The 14236-nt window shown below is 61.9% G+C and carries 13 protein-coding genes and 1 tRNA gene; 1 reads left to right on the top strand and 13 read right to left on the bottom strand.

The annotated features are described in order from the left end of the window. Window positions 1–13: 13 nt before the first annotated feature. The 3 genes from RFM52_RS14185 to RFM52_RS14175 all read right to left on the bottom strand — a co-directional run bounded on the left by RFM52_RS14185 (window position 14) and on the right by RFM52_RS14175 (window position 1696). Window positions 14–1159: a hypothetical protein gene (locus tag RFM52_RS14185; protein ID WP_320295736.1), complete on the bottom strand. Its 1146-nt coding sequence runs from the start codon at window positions 1157–1159 to the stop codon at window positions 14–16. Window positions 1160–1255: 96 nt separating this feature from the next. After that, entirely contained in the window at window positions 1256–1648 is a 393-nt protein-coding gene (locus RFM52_RS14180) for a hypothetical protein (protein ID WP_320295737.1), read from the bottom strand. Beyond that, window positions 1621–1696 (bottom strand) — tRNA-Lys (locus RFM52_RS14175). The genes RFM52_RS14180 and RFM52_RS14175 overlap by 28 nt, the downstream gene beginning before the upstream one ends. A gap of 291 nt (window positions 1697–1987) precedes the next feature. Between RFM52_RS14175 and RFM52_RS14170 the strand changes: the two genes are divergently transcribed. Beyond that, window positions 1988–2449, top strand: coding sequence for a BA14K family protein (locus RFM52_RS14170; protein WP_320295738.1), 462 nt, complete (start codon window positions 1988–1990; stop codon window positions 2447–2449). A 74-nt stretch (window positions 2450–2523) separates the two neighbouring features. On the opposite strand, the gene glpK is transcribed toward RFM52_RS14170, so the two are convergent. The 10 genes from glpK to RFM52_RS14120 all read right to left on the bottom strand — a co-directional run bounded on the left by glpK (window position 2524) and on the right by RFM52_RS14120 (window position 14146). Continuing rightward, window positions 2524–4017, bottom strand: a complete 1494-nt coding sequence (glpK, locus tag RFM52_RS14165; RefSeq protein WP_320295739.1) for a glycerol kinase GlpK — start codon at window positions 4015–4017, stop codon at window positions 2524–2526. A 94-nt stretch (window positions 4018–4111) separates the two neighbouring features. Further along, entirely contained in the window at window positions 4112–5836 is a 1725-nt protein-coding gene (locus RFM52_RS14160) for an ABC transporter substrate-binding protein (RefSeq protein WP_320295740.1), read from the bottom strand. Window positions 5837–5915: 79 nt separating this feature from the next. After that, window positions 5916–6203: a DUF2160 domain-containing protein gene (locus RFM52_RS14155; protein WP_320295741.1), complete on the bottom strand. Its 288-nt coding sequence runs from the start codon at window positions 6201–6203 to the stop codon at window positions 5916–5918. Window positions 6204–6206: 3 nt separating this feature from the next. After that, a complete protein-coding gene (locus RFM52_RS14150) occupies window positions 6207–7121 on the bottom strand; it encodes a carbohydrate ABC transporter permease (RefSeq protein WP_320295742.1) in 915 nt (304 codons plus the stop codon). 1 nt (window position 7122) lies between these two features. Beyond that, entirely contained in the window at window positions 7123–7989 is an 867-nt protein-coding gene (locus tag RFM52_RS14145; protein ID WP_320295743.1) for a carbohydrate ABC transporter permease, read from the bottom strand. After that, the gene (locus RFM52_RS14140; RefSeq protein ID WP_320295744.1) at window positions 7990–9057 is read right to left on the bottom strand and encodes an ABC transporter ATP-binding protein; all 1068 of its coding nucleotides are present in this window, start codon (window positions 9055–9057) and stop codon (window positions 7990–7992) included. A 10-nt stretch (window positions 9058–9067) separates the two neighbouring features. Beyond that, window positions 9068–10147, bottom strand: a complete 1080-nt coding sequence (locus RFM52_RS14135; RefSeq protein ID WP_320295745.1) for an ABC transporter ATP-binding protein — start codon at window positions 10145–10147, stop codon at window positions 9068–9070. Window positions 10148–10186: 39 nt separating this feature from the next. Beyond that, window positions 10187–11713, bottom strand: coding sequence for a glycerol-3-phosphate dehydrogenase (gene glpD / locus RFM52_RS14130; protein ID WP_320295746.1), 1527 nt, complete (start codon window positions 11711–11713; stop codon window positions 10187–10189). Window positions 11714–11839: 126 nt separating this feature from the next. Continuing rightward, the gene (locus tag RFM52_RS14125) at window positions 11840–12607 is read right to left on the bottom strand and encodes a DeoR/GlpR family DNA-binding transcription regulator (protein WP_320295747.1); all 768 of its coding nucleotides are present in this window, start codon (window positions 12605–12607) and stop codon (window positions 11840–11842) included. Between the two features lie 126 nt (window positions 12608–12733). After that, window positions 12734–14146, bottom strand: a complete 1413-nt coding sequence (locus RFM52_RS14120) for a pyridoxal phosphate-dependent decarboxylase family protein (protein WP_320295748.1) — start codon at window positions 14144–14146, stop codon at window positions 12734–12736. Window positions 14147–14236 lie beyond the last annotated feature (90 nt).

The following is a 14236-nucleotide window of genomic DNA, read 5'->3' as shown; positions in this document are numbered from 1 at the left end:
AACACTGACTTCCCTATCGGAAGAGATATTTGGACACTTCCGGATTGCCGCGGCGCCACATCACATTGTCGAGGAAATAGTGGTGCACATTGATGAAGATCAGCACGATGAAGAAAAACAATGAGGAACCGAGAACCTGGCTGTCGTAAGGGATCAGGGCGGTCAGCAGGAAGGGGATCAGCCAGAAGCCGAGATAGCCAAGCGCCGCGCCCCCGATGATGAAGCCCAGCACCCGCAGCCTGTAGCGGGGCCCAAGCACGGATAGCATTTTCGGCTCCGGATCGCGCGTGGCATCCGCGACGTCTCGCTCGACATTGGTCTGATAGCGCCACACCACGGCCAGGTATTGGAGCGAGTGGAGCGCCGGCACCACGAGCAGCCAGAGCGGGTTTATCCTGGCGATCAGGATCCAGAGATAGAGCGAGGCGACATAGGCCACGATGCCGTTGTAAGGCAGTCCGCCGCCATTTTTCCGCCAGCGGTTGACCAGCATCAAAAGCGTGGCCGCCGTCGATCCGACGGCCGCCAGCACGGCAATATCGGTGATCCAGGACGGAACCGCGAAGGTGTAATATTGAAGGCCGTAATACTGCCCCCGCGTCACGGCCGTATTCGTCTGCAGCCAGGCCAGGATCCACACCGCGTAGCTGTTGACGAGCAGCACCTTCTTGTCCCGATCATCGAAGAATTTGCGTTTCAGGACGGCGTCGACCATCAGCATGCCGTAGCCTTGCTTGACGTAGTGCCAGCCGACGAAGAAGAACATCGCGTTGGCCGCGAAGCCGAGCAGCCGCGTGTTCGACGTCGCCGCGCCATAGGCAAAGAACAATGCCATGATCGCCGGAACGACGACGCCGGCGAAAATGTAGCGAAGCTGCAGGCTTCTGTCGTAGCCGTCGCCACGCGCCTTGCGGCCGAAATTGCGGTAGAAAATCTGGTAGGAGTGGGCGAAGTGCGGGTAGTTCACCAGATAGGCCACGACCACCATCGTCGCGGCTAACGGGCCTTCGTATTCACGCGGCACGAAGAACAGCACGGGCAGGATCAGAAACGCGCTGCCGCCAAGCATGAGGAAGTCGGCGACCGGACCGAAAAGATATTTTCCAGGCTTGGGCGCTGCCTTGGGAACCTGAGCGTCTACCGAAAGGTCAAGTGTCATCCTGGAGCCTCCCTCGGAGGCCCGAGTTTAACCACGACCCTGTCCAGGGACAAGGCAACGCGGCAGGATCTCCCCTGGCTGGGGAAAGTCACCCCGTCAGGCCGAGGCGGTCGAAGCGATCTTCATCAGCCGCTTTCTTGCCTCCGCCACGCGCTTCTTCTCCGACCTTATGCGGTCGCACAGCGCGAGATTGATCCCGACGCCGCATTCTTCATCCAGCATTTCCTTTGCATGATTGAGCGAAATCTCCGCGCGCTTGACACGCAGCCTGGCTCTGTCCAGTTCCAGATTTAATACGTCCACTATTCGCGTCCCGAATTGCAGTCCCTTCACCAGGGGAAACAGCCGCGCATAAGTTTTTGTTCCGATCGCCCGGAACGCAGACGAGATGTCCCGCTTCGGTCGCACGGGATATGGCAGCCCACGGGTCGGTGCTGGCATCTTTTTGATTTTTGAAATTCTGGTGAGCGCGATGGGATTCGAACCCATGACCTACTGATTAAAAGTCAGTTGCTCTACCGGCTGAGCTACGCGCTCCCGCGGGCTCGAAACGCCGCCCTCGAAATTGCGCGGAACATAGGGAGAGTGCCGCGGCCGGTCAACCGGAAAAAGATGGCTGCCAGCCGGAGTTATCAACGGGTCTGGCGAATTTTGACGGCCGGCAATCATGCATCCGTCGCGTCGACCCCGATAGCGGTTTCCAACCGCCCGGATATCTCAGAAGTTGCTGAAATAACAACGGCTTGAGAATCAAACGGGAACCATCGCGATCATTTTCCGTTTTTCCGGCACAGGGACGTCAAACCAACCCTCTCAAGGAGAATATCCATGAAAAAGATCGTGTCGGGCTTGCTTGCCGCCACCTTGTCGGTTTCGTTTGCCGCCGCCGCGGCGGTGCCCGCCAATGCCGCGCAGGTGTTCGTCCCGCAGGCTTCGCCGGCTTCGTCCGATGTCCAGACGGTCGCCGAGCGCGATTTCCGCTGGCGGCATAACCATTGGCGCGGCGGTCAGCGTTTTTCGCGCAATGACGGCATGTATTGGAATGGCCATCGCGGCTATCGCGAATACCGCCACGGCTATCGCCGTCATGGCGATTACTGGTTCCCGCTTGCCGCTTTCGCGACAGGCGCATTGATCACCGGCGCGATCGTCAACAGCGAGAACAACCGCGTGTATCGCGGCAACTCGCATGTTGAGTGGTGCTACGACCGCTACCGTTCGTACCGCGCCTCGGACAACACCTTCCAGCCTTACAACGGCCCGCGTCAGCAGTGCATCTCGCCCTACTGACGGCCTCCAGTTAGTACCCAGGGTCGTTGACTGAGCCCGCGCCTCGAGAGGCGCGGGCTCTCTCTTTTCCGATCTCAGGTCGTGCTCAGCGTCCTGCGCACCGCATCGCGCCATCCGGCGAGTTTCGCGCCGCGCGTCGCGGCGTCCATCTCCGGCTTGAAACGCCGTTCCAGCGCCCAGCTCTTGGCGAATTCCTTTGCCTTCGGCCACACGCCCGCCTTCGATGCCGCGAGCCACGCCGCGCCCAGCGCGGTCGTCTCCAGGATCGTCGGACGGTCGACCGGCGCATCGAGAATGTCGGCGAGCCGCTGCATGGTCCAGTCGGACGCCACCATGCCGCCGTCGACGCGAAGCACCGTCTTGGCCGAAGCACCTTTCCAGTCCTTGCGCATGGCGTCGAGCAGGTCGCGCGTCTGGTAGGCGACGGATTCCAATGCCGCGCGCGCGAGCTCGGCCGGGCCCGAATTGCGCGTCAGGCCGAAGATGGCACCCCGCGCTTCCGCGTCCCAGTGCGGCGCGCCGAGGCCGACAAAGGCCGGCACCAGATAGACGGCTTGCGCCGGATCGGCGGCGGCGGCCAGGGCACCGCTCTGCTCCGCCTTGCCGATCACCTTGATGCCGTCGCGCAGCCACTGCACGGCGGCGCCCGCGATGAAGATCGAGCCCTCCAGCGCATAGGTGGTCTTGCCGTTGAGCCGGTAGGCGATCGTGGTGAGCAGGCGATTCTTCGAGCGCACCAGATCGGCGCCGGTGTTGAGCAGCGCGAAGCAGCCCGTGCCGTAGGTCGATTTCATCATGCCGGGCTCGAAGCACGCCTGGCCGATGGTCGCCGCATGCTGGTCGCCGGCCACGCCGAGGATTCGCATTTCGGCCCCGAACAGGCTCTTTTCGGTGACGCCGAAATCGTCGGCGCAATCCTTCACCTGCGGCAGGATCGCGGCCGGGATCTTCAGGATCGAAAGCAGTTCGTCGTCCCAGACATTCTTCTCGATGTTGTAGACCAGCGTGCGCGAGGCGTTTGTCGCGTCGGTGGCGTGTACGTGGCCGCCAGTCAGCCGCCAGATGAGAAAACTGTCGATGGTGCCGGCGAGCAACTCGCCCTTCTCGGCGCGCTTCCTGGCGCCCTTCACCTTGTCCAGCATCCAGGCGATCTTGGTGCCGGAGAAATAGGGATCGAGCAGCAGGCCGGTCTTCTTCGCGAATGTCTTTTCCAGTCCCTGCTTCTTGAGCTTCTGGCAGAGTGGCGCGGTACGCCGATCCTGCCAGACGATCGCGTTGTGGATCGGCTTGCCGGTCGCCTTGTCCCAGATGACGACCGTCTCGCGCTGGTTGGTGATGCCGATCGCGGCGACATCCGATGCCGCGCGACCGGCGGCCTTCAACGCCGATTTCACCGTGACGAGAACGCTCGCCCAGATGTCTTCCGGGTCATGCTCGACCCAGCCGGAAGCCGGATAATGCTGCGCGAATTCCTGCTGGCCGGTGCCGGCGACCTTCATCTTGTCGTCGAACAGGATCGCCCGGGTCGAGGTCGTTCCCTGGTCGATGGCCAGCACAAAACCGCTCATTCCCACTTCCTCCACCATTCATGCAATGGGGGAGACGGCAGGCCGCCTCCCCCACAGTTTCTAATCGGACGCGCCCGCCCGTGTCATGCAGTTGTTACTTCTGCCAGCTCTTCACCAACTCGTCGTAGTTGATGGTGACCGGCTTTTCCTTCTCGTTGTCGAGTTTCAGCTGCGGCGCGAGGTTGCCCTTCTTGACCGCGTCGGCGTTCCAGTAGGCAAGGTCATGCTCTTCGGCCATCTTCGGACCGATATCGCCCTGGACGCCCGACTTCTCGATACGTTCGAGAACCTTCTCCTGATCGGCGCAGAGGCCATTCATGGCTTCCTGCGGCGACTTGGCGCCCGACGAGGCGTCACCGATATTCTGCCACCAGAGCTGCGCCAGCTTCGGATAGTCCGGAACGTTGGTGCCGGTCGGGGTCCACTGCACGCGCGCCGGCGAGCGGTAGAACTCGATCAAGCCGCCGAGCTTGGGAGCGCGTTCGGTGAAGCTCTTGTCGTGGATCGTGGAGTCGCGGATGAAGGTCAGGCCGACATGGCTCTTCTTCACGTCCACGGTCTTGGAGATAACAAACTGCGCATAAAGCCAGGCGGCCTTGGCGCGGTCGGTCGGCGTCGACTTCATCAACGTCCACGAGCCGACGTCCTGGTAGCCGAGCTTCATGCCGTCCTTCCAGTAGGAGCCGTGCGGCGACGGCGCCATACGCCATTTCGGCGTGCCGTCGTCATTCATCACCGGCAGGCCGGGCTTGACCATGTCGGCGGTGAAGGCGGTGTACCAGAATATCTGCTGGGCGACGTTGCCCTGCGACGGAACCGGACCCGATTCAGAGAAAGTCATGCCTTGCGCTTCCGGCGGCGCATAGGCCTTCAACCAGTCGAGGTATTTCTGGATCGCATAGACCGAGGCCGGGCCGTTGGTGTCGCCGCCGCGCGCGACGCAGGAGCCGACTGGACGAGAATTCTCATCGACCTTGAGGCCCCATTCGTCGACCGGCAGGCCGTTCGGCAGGCCCTTGTCGCCGTTGCCGGCCATCGACAGCCAGGCGTCGGTGAACCGCCAGCCGAGCGACGGGTCCTTCTTGCCGTAGTCCATGTGGCCATAGACCTTCTTGCCGCCGACGTCGCGGCCGGTAAAGAATTCAGCGATGTCCTCATAGGCCGACCAGTTGACCGGCACGCCAAGGTCGTAGCCGTATTTCGCCTTGAAGTCGGCCTTGTTCTTCTCGTCATTGAACCAGTCGTAGCGGAACCAATAGAGGTTCGCGAACTGCTGGTCGGGAAGCTGGTAGAGCTTCTTGTCCGGCGCGGTGGTGAACTTGGTGCCGATGAAGTCGTCGACGTCGAGCATCGGATCGGTGACGTCCTTGCCCTCGCCAGCCATCCAGTCGGTCAGGTTGCGCACCTGCTGGTAGCGCCAGTGAGTGCCGATCAGGTCGGAGTCGTTGACCCAGCCGTCATAGATGTTCTGGCCGGTCTGCATCTGGGTCTGGATCTTTTCGACGACGTCGCCTTCCTGGATGACGTCATGCGTGACCTTGATGCCGGTGATTGCTGTGAACGCCGGAGCCAGCACCTGCGATTCGTACTGGTGCGTGGTCAAGGTTTCGGAGACGACCTTGATGTCCATGCCGGCGAACGGCTTGGCAGCGTCGACAAACCACTGCATTTCCTTTTCCTGATCGGCGCGCGAAAGCGTCGATAGAGGGCCTATCTCCTTGTCGAGAAAGGCTTTTGCTTCGTCCATACCGGCATAGGCGTGGCCCGCGCCGAGCAATAGGACAAGGGCAGTCGTTGATGTTAAAAATTGCCGTCGCATGTGTTTCCTCCACAGTTAAAGGTTTCAAGTGCGATATGGAGCGGCCGCCAGCACGCGGTCGCTCCAGCTATTTCCCCCTCTATACGTAACGGAACACGCCGATGGCGTAGACCACGGAGAGAGCGAGAGCCCACCACAGGTTAGGCCCAACGAGACCCAGCCAAGCGAGATGGATAAACGCGCTGCCGAGCAGCGATAGGAAGAGACGGTCACCGCGCGTCGTTTCGAAGCGCAGCACGCCGACGCGCGGGTTGCCACCCGGCGAGACATATTCCCAGACGCCCATGCCGCAGAGCATCAGTGCAATGACGATGAAGAAAGCGGCCGTCGGCCACGTCCACGCCATCCAGGAGAAGTCGAGGTTCATGGCTTAGACCCTCCCCAGGGCAAAGCCCTTGGCGATATAATTTCGCACGAACCAGATGACCAAAGCGCCGGGGATCAGCGTGAGCACGCCGGCGGCAGCAAGCAGGCCCCAGTCCATGCCGGCGGCCGAAACGGTGCGGGTCATGGTGGCGGCAATCGGCTTGGCGTCAGTGGTGGTCAGCGTGCGGGCGATCAGCAGTTCCACCCATGAGAACATGAAGCAGAAGAAACAGGCGACGCCAATGCCGCTGGCGATCAATGGCATGAAGATCTTCACGAAGAAGCGCGGGAAGGAATAGCCGTCGATATAGGCGGTCTCGTCGATCTCCTTCGGCACGCCGGACATGAAACCCTCCAGGATCCACACCGCCAGCGGCACGTTGAACAGGCAGTGCGCCAGCGCCACCGCGATATGGGTGTCGATAAGGCCGAAGGCCGAGTAAAGCTGGAAGAACGGCAGCGCGAAGACCGCCGGCGGCGCCATGCGGTTGGTCAACAGCCAGAAGAAAAGGTGCTTGTCGCCGAGGAAGCGGTAGCGCGAGAAGGCATAGGCCGCCGGCAGTGCGACGGCGACCGAAATCACCATGTTCATCACAACATAGGTGATGGAATTGATGTAACCCGAGTACCAGGCCGACTGCGTGAAGATGATGTAGTAATTGTTCAGCGTCGGCGCGTGCGGGTAGAGCGTCAGCGAAGAGATGATTTCCTCATTCGTCTTGAAGCTCATATTGACGAGCCAGTAGATCGGCAGCAGCAAGACGAAGATGTAGATCGTCGGCACGATCCACCACCAGCGCGATTCCTCGCCGCGGCGCCGCATCAGCCGCGCCACTTCATCCTGCGACAGGGTGCTGGCCAGTCCTTCGGAAACCGCTGTCTCGCCCACTCTGTCCGTTCTTTCGTTGGCGCCGCTCATCTCAGCGCTCCGCGTCGTAGTTGGTCATCACGGTGTAGAAGACCCATGACAGCAAAAGGACGATCAGAAAGTAGACCAGCGACATCGCCGCCGCCGGACCGAGATCGAACTGGCCGAGCGCGGTCTTGACGAGATCGATCGAAAGGAACGTTGTCGAGTTTCCGGGACCGCCGCCGGTGACGACGAAGGGTTCGGTGTAGATCATGAAACTATCCATGAAGCGCAAAAGCACGGCGATCAGAAGCACGCGCTGCATCTTAGGCAGCTGGATGTAGCGGAACACCGCCCAGCGCGAGGCGCCGTCGATCTTGGCCGCCTGGTAGAAGGCATCGGGAATGGAGACCAGGCCGGCATAGCAAAGCAGCACGACCAGGCTCGTCCAGTGCCAGACATCCATGATGATGACTGTGACCCAGGCGTCGATCGGATCCTGCACGTAGTTGTAGTCGATGCCGAGCGCCTTGACATAGTAACCGAGCAGGCCGATGTCGTTGCGGCCGAACACCTGCCAGATGGTGCCGACGACATTCCACGGGATCAGCAGCGGCAGCGCCATCAGCACCAGGCAGACCGGCACGCCCCAGCCCTTCTTCGGCATGTTGAGCGCGACGAAGATGCCGAGCGGCACCTCGATCGCCAGGATGATGAAGGAGAAGATCAGGTTGCGCACCATCGCTTCCCAGAAGCGGGACGAATGCAGCAATTCCTCGAACCACTCTGTGCCTGCCCAGAAGAAGACGTTGTTGCCGAACGTGTCCTGAACCGAATAGTTGACGACGGTCATCAGCGGGATGACGGCCGAGAACGCCACCAGCACCAACACCGGCAGCACGAGGAACCAGGCCTTGTTGTTCCAGGTCTTGTCCATCTATGCCCCCATCTCGACGCGCCAGGAATCGGCGTAGATGTTGATGCCGGCCGGATCGAAGCGGACTTTCGGCTCGGCAGGCACCTCGTCGTCCTCGCCGATGACGGCCGCGATCTCCTTGCCCTCGAGGTTGGCCCGAACGACCTTGTGGCGGCCGACATCCTCGACCTTACTAACCTTCACCGCCATGCCCTCACGGCCGAGCCGCACATATTCGGGGCGGATACCGAGCTCGACGGCGCCGGCTTCGGCCTTCGGCACGCCCGGCAATTCGAGGCGCTGCGCCCCGAGCTTCGCCGTCCTGCCTTCCAGCGCAACCGGCAGCACATTCATGCCCGGCGATCCGATGAAATAACCGACAAAGGTGTGGCGCGGACGCTCGAACAATTCGGCCGGCGTGCCGATCTGGACGATGCCGCCGTCATACATGACGACGACCTGGTCGGCGAAGGTCAGCGCCTCGGTCTGGTCATGCGTGACATAGACCATGGTGTAGCCGAAGCGGCGGTGCAGCTGCTTCAACTGCGAGCGCAGCACCCACTTCATATGCGGGTCGATCACCGTCAGCGGCTCGTCGAACAGGATGGCGTTGACGTCCGAGCGCACCAGGCCGCGGCCAAGCGAGATCTTCTGCTTCTGGTCGGCGGTGAGCCCGCGCGCCTTCTTCTTGGCCAGCGAAGCGAGATCGATCATGTCGAGCGTCTCGCGCACCTTGCGGTCGACATCGGCTTCCGGCACGCGGCGGTTGCGCAGCGGGAAGGCCAGATTGTCGTAGACGGTCATGGTGTCGTAGATGACCGGGAACTGGAACACCTGCGCGATGTTGCGCTCCTGCGTCGACAGTTTGGTCACGTCCCGGCCGTTGAACAAAAGCTGGCCGTGCGAGGGGTGCAGAAGTCCCGAAATGATGTTGAGCAAGGTGGTCTTGCCGCAGCCCGACGGCCCGAGCAGCGCATAGGCGCCGCCATCCTCGAAGATGTGGTGCACCTCTTTCAACGCGAAATCTGAATCCTTCTGCGGGTTGGGCAGGTAGGAGTGGCGGATGTGGTTGACATCAATACGCGCCATCGTTTGCTCCTCAGGCCGCCAGTTTCGACGCCGTCACGGCGCGGCCGTTCTGGTCGAACACCATGATGTGGCGCGGGTCGATGAACACCTCGACCTCGTCATCGGTCTCGAAATCGAGAATGCCATGCGCAAGCATGACCCAGCGCGCATCGGCGAAATCCATATGAACGAAGCTTTCCGAGCCGGTGATCTCCGTGATGGTGACCTTCGCCCGCACCGGCACGGCTGAAGCGTTCGGCCGCTCCAGCGACAGGTGATGCGGCTGGAAGCCGATCGTGTAGCTGGCATCGGGAATGCCGTTGAGTTCCGGCGGCACCGGCAGCTTGACACCGCCTTCGAGCAGGAAGTTCGTCCCCTTCTTGGAGAGCACGATGGTGTTGAGCGGCGGGTCGGCGAAGGTCCGTGCCGTCACCAGGTCGACAGGCTTGCGGAACACCTCGACCGTCGGGCCGAATTGCGTGACGCGCCCTTCCGAAAGCGTGGCCGTGTTGCCGCCGAGCAAAAGCGCCTCGTGCGGCTCGGTCGTGGCATAGACAAAGATCGTGCCGGCGGCGGCGAAGATCTTCGGCAATTCGGCGCGCAATTCCTCGCGCAGCTTGTAGTCGAGATTGGCCAAGGGCTCATCGAGCAGCACCAGGCTGGCATTCTTGACGATGGCGCGGGCAAGCGCGGTGCGCTGCTGCTGGCCTCCGGACAGGTTGAGCGGCGTGCGGTCGAGAAAGGGCGTGAGCTTCAGGAGCGCGGCCGCGTTGCGCACCTCCTTGTCGATCTTCGCCTGCTCGACGCCGGCCACCCTGAGCGGCGAGGCGATGTTCTCGTAGACCGTCATCGCCGGATAGTTGATGAACTGCTGGTAGACCATGGCGACGTTGCGCTTCTGCACCTTCTGCCCGGTGACGTCCTTGCCGTCGAACCAGACCGAGCCGGAAGTCGGCGCGTCGAGGCCCGCCATCAGCCGCATCAGGCTGGTCTTGCCGGAAAGCGTCGGCCCAAGCAGGACATTCAGCGAGCCGTGCTGAAGCGTCAGCGACACGTCGCGGATATGCTCCTGCGCGCCGACCGTCTTCGTCACGTTCCTCAGTTCCAGCATCACGCCTCCTCCCAGGCCTTGCGCATCAGCGGTCGATCCTCATTCCGCCGCCGCGACATGACGGTTGCTCAGTCCGCGCATGAATTCTTCCAGCGCCGCCGTCTGCTCGCGGCTGAAATGCAAGCCGCGCTTGGTGCGCCGCCACAGCACGTCCTCGGCGGCGACCGCCCATTCGTTTTCGACCAGATAGCGCACCTCGGCCTCGTAAAGGTCGGCGCCGAAATTGCGGCCGAGATCCGCATTCGACTTGGCGAGGCCGAGCAGCTTTTCCGCGCGCGTGCCGTAGAGCCGGGTAAAGCGACGCGCCAGCCGCTGGTCCAGGAACGGATAGGTGGTCTTCAGCCGGGCAACCTGGGCATCGAAACCGGTCGCGGGGAAATCGCCACCCGGCAGCGGCGCGTCATGCGTCCAAGGCTTGCCGCGCTTGCCGAGAAAACCTTCGATCTTCTCCAGCATCGATTCCGCTAGCCGGCGGAAGGTCGTGATCTTGCCGCCAAAGGCATTGACCAGCGGGGCGACGCCCTCCCCGCCATCGGCCTTCAACACATAGTCGCGCGTCGCCTCCTGCGCCTTCGAGGCGCCGTCGTCATAGAGCGGGCGCACCGCCGAATAGGTCCAGACGATGTCGGCGCGTTTTACCGGTTGCGCGAAATATTCGCTCGCCGCGGCGCACAGATAGTCGATCTCCGTATCGGAGATCTTCACCTCATGCGGATCGCCGGGATAATCGCGGTCGGTGGTGCCGATCAGCGTGAATTCTTCCTCGTAAGGAATGGCGAAGATGATGCGGCCATCCTTGTTCTGGAAGAAATAGGCCCGCGGATCGTCGAACTTCTTGGCGATGACGATGTGGCTGCCCTGCACGAGGCGGACATTGTGGACTTCGTTCTGGCCGACGGCGGTCGAGAGCACGTGATCGACCCAGGGGCCGGCGGCGTTGACGAGAAGCCGCGCGCGAACCTCTTCGTTTTCACCCGTAAGCAGGTTCTGCGTCTTGATGGTCCAGGTCGAACCGTCGCGCCGCGCGCTGACGACCTTGGTGCGGGTGCGGATAATGGCGCCCCGGTCGGCGGCGTCGCGGGCGTTCAGCGCCACCAGGCGCGCGTCATTGACCCAACCATCCGAATATTCGAAAGCCTTGCGAAACAATGGCTTGAGCGGCTTGCCTGCCGGATCGCTGGCCATGTCCAGCGTCTTCGTCGCCGGCAGGAGCTTGCGCCCGCCGATATGATCGTAGAGGAACAGCCCGAGCCGGATCAGCCAGGCGGGCCTGAGGCCCTTGGCGTAAGGCAGCACGAAGCGCATCGGCCAGATGATGTGGGGCGCGTTCTTCCACAGAACCTCGCGCTCCATCAGCGCTTCGCGCACCAGCCGGAACTCGTAGAATTCGAGATAGCGAAGGCCGCCATGGATGAGCTTGGTCGAGCCTGACGAGGTCCCGCTCGCCAGATCGTTCATCTCGGCGAGATAGACCGAAAATCCGCGACCGACAGCGTCGCGGGCTATGCCGCAGCCATTGATGCCGCCGCCGATGACGAAAATGTCATGGATCGGAATTGCGTCCAAGGAGTCCTCCAACGATTTCGCATTGCACCATTTTTGTGTTTTACGAAACCGTGACGGAATTATTTCGAACTCAAACCGAATGTCAAACGAAATATCACGGCTGTGTGAGCCAGCAGTGGTACGCGCCTATTCGAGCGCCGTCTCGATGAGCCGGACCTCGGTTTCCTCGCAAATCCGGCGGATCGACGGGATCTCGCAACGATCGGTGATGAAGGTATTCACCTGCGAGAGATGGCCGATACGAACCGGCGCCGTGCGCTCGAACTTGGTCTGGTCGGAGACCAGGATGACGTGGCGGGCATTCGCGATGATGGCCTGCGCGACTTTCACCTCGCGGAAATCGAAGTCGAGCAGCGCCCCGTCATGGTCGATCGCCGAGGCGCCGATGACGGCGTAATCGACCTTGAACTGACGGATGAAATCCACGGCCGCTTCGCCGACAATGCCGCCGTCGGAACCGCGCACCACGCCGCCGGCGATCACCACCTCGATGGTAGGATAGATACGCATCCTATTGGCGACATTGATGTTATTGGTAATGACCATAAGCCCGTTATGGTCGAGCAGCGCCTTGCTGACTGCCTCGGTGGTGGTGCCGATATTGATGAACAGCGAGGCATTGTCCGGGATCAGACGCGCCGCAGCGCTGCCGATCGCTTCCTTCTCGTCGGCGGCGATCTTGCGGCGCGCCTCGTACTCCATGTTCTCGATGCCGGACGGAAACAAGGCGCCGCCATGGATGCGGGTCAGCAGTCGCTGATCGCACAGATCGTTGAGGTCCTTGCGGATGGTCTGCGGCGTCACATTGAAATGCGTCGCCAGGTCGTCGACCAGCACCCGGCCATGGTCTTTCGCCATCTGGATGATCTCGGCATGGCGTGGCGAAAGAAACATTGCTGGTCCTCCATTTTCGTTTTTTTCCGTCTATATCGGAAAACGAAAGCGAAGAAAAGGTATAAGCCGGCTAACGAAAATCACCTGATTGCAAAAGGCAAACCAGTTCGGAACACGTCCGCCGCCTCAGGACGGGCGCCGGGCGATCTCGGTTATGACGTCGAACGCTGCGTCGACATCCGCTGGCGTCGACTCGAACTGTCCCGCCTGAAAGCGTATCGCCACGCGCCCGTCGACCCTCGTCTGCGTGAGATAGATGCGGCCATCGGCATTGATGGCGTCGACCAGATGCAGATTGTGCTCGTCAGGATCGATGCCTGGTGCCGCGCGATGCCGGAACGAGAAGAGCGACAGCATCGGCTCGCTGCTGAGCTCGAAATCCGCTTCCCGGGCCAGCCGCGCGGCAAGCCCTTCGCTCCAGGCGACATGGTTGCGGATCATGTTGCGCAAGCCTTCGAGGCCATGGGCGCGAAGCAGGAACCAGAGTTTGAGCGCACGGAAGCGGCGCCCGAGCGGCACCGACCATTCCGAATAGTTGATGATGCCGTCATGACCGCGGGTCTTCAGATAGTCCGGCTTGATCGCCAGCGTGCGCACCAGGTCTTCGGGCTGGCGCACGAACTGGATCGAGCAGTCGAACTGCGCACCCAGCCATTTGTGGGGATTGAAGACGATGGAATCGGCGCCCTCGACGCCTGTCCAGAAATGCCGGTATTCCGGGCAGATCATCGCCGACCCGGCCCAGGCTGCATCGACATGCAGGTAAAGCCCGTGCCGCTTCGCGACCTCCGCCACCGCCGCGATGTCGTCTGTGCCGCCGGTGCTGGTACCGCCGACGCAGGCGATGATGCCCGCGGGCAACAGGCCGGCCTTGCGATCGGCAATGATCGCCGCCTCCAGCGCGGCCGTATCCATGGCGCGAAAACGTCCGCTGACCGGGATGCGGACGAGGTTTTCCTCGCCGATGCCGGAGACCCAGATGGCGCGATCGATCGAGGTATGGACCTGGTCGGAGGAATAGACGCGCAACTTGCCCTGCCCGGCGAGGCCTTGTCTGTTGCCCTGCCAGTCGAGCGCGCGCTCGCGCATGGTCAGCACCGCCGCAAGCGTCGCCGACGAGGCCGAATCCTGGATGACGCCGGAAAAGCCTTCGGGCAGGCCGAGCGCCTGGCGCATCCAGTCGACGATGCGCATCTCGAGCTCGGTCGCCGCCGGCGAGGTTTGCCACAGCATGCACTGCGCGGCCATCGCCGAGACCAGATATTCCGCCACGACCGACACCGGCGCCGCATTGGCCGGGAAATAGGCGAAGAATCGCGGATGCTGCCAATGCGTCATGCCCGGCACGATCTTTTCTTCGAAATCGGCGAAGATCTTCTCCATCGGCTCGGGCATTTCGGGTGGCGAGGCTTCGATGCTCCTGAAAATCTCGCCGGGCGCGATCGCTGGCCGCACCGGGCGGTCACGCAGGCCGGCGCGGTAATCGGCGCCCCAATCGGCCGCCCGCCTTGACCAGTCGCGGAATTCCTCATTGTCCATAGTTTCCTCCCAGCAGCCGTCAAAGATACCGGCCGGTCGAACCGCCCTTGGCTTTTAATTAACATGTTAAATATAGTGAAGCAACGGTGA

The sequence above is a fragment of the Mesorhizobium humile genome, from assembly GCF_033977215.1.
Lineage (GTDB): Bacteria > Pseudomonadota > Alphaproteobacteria > Rhizobiales > Rhizobiaceae > Mesorhizobium > Mesorhizobium humile.
This window is presented reverse-complemented; position numbering and strand designations above follow the sequence as displayed.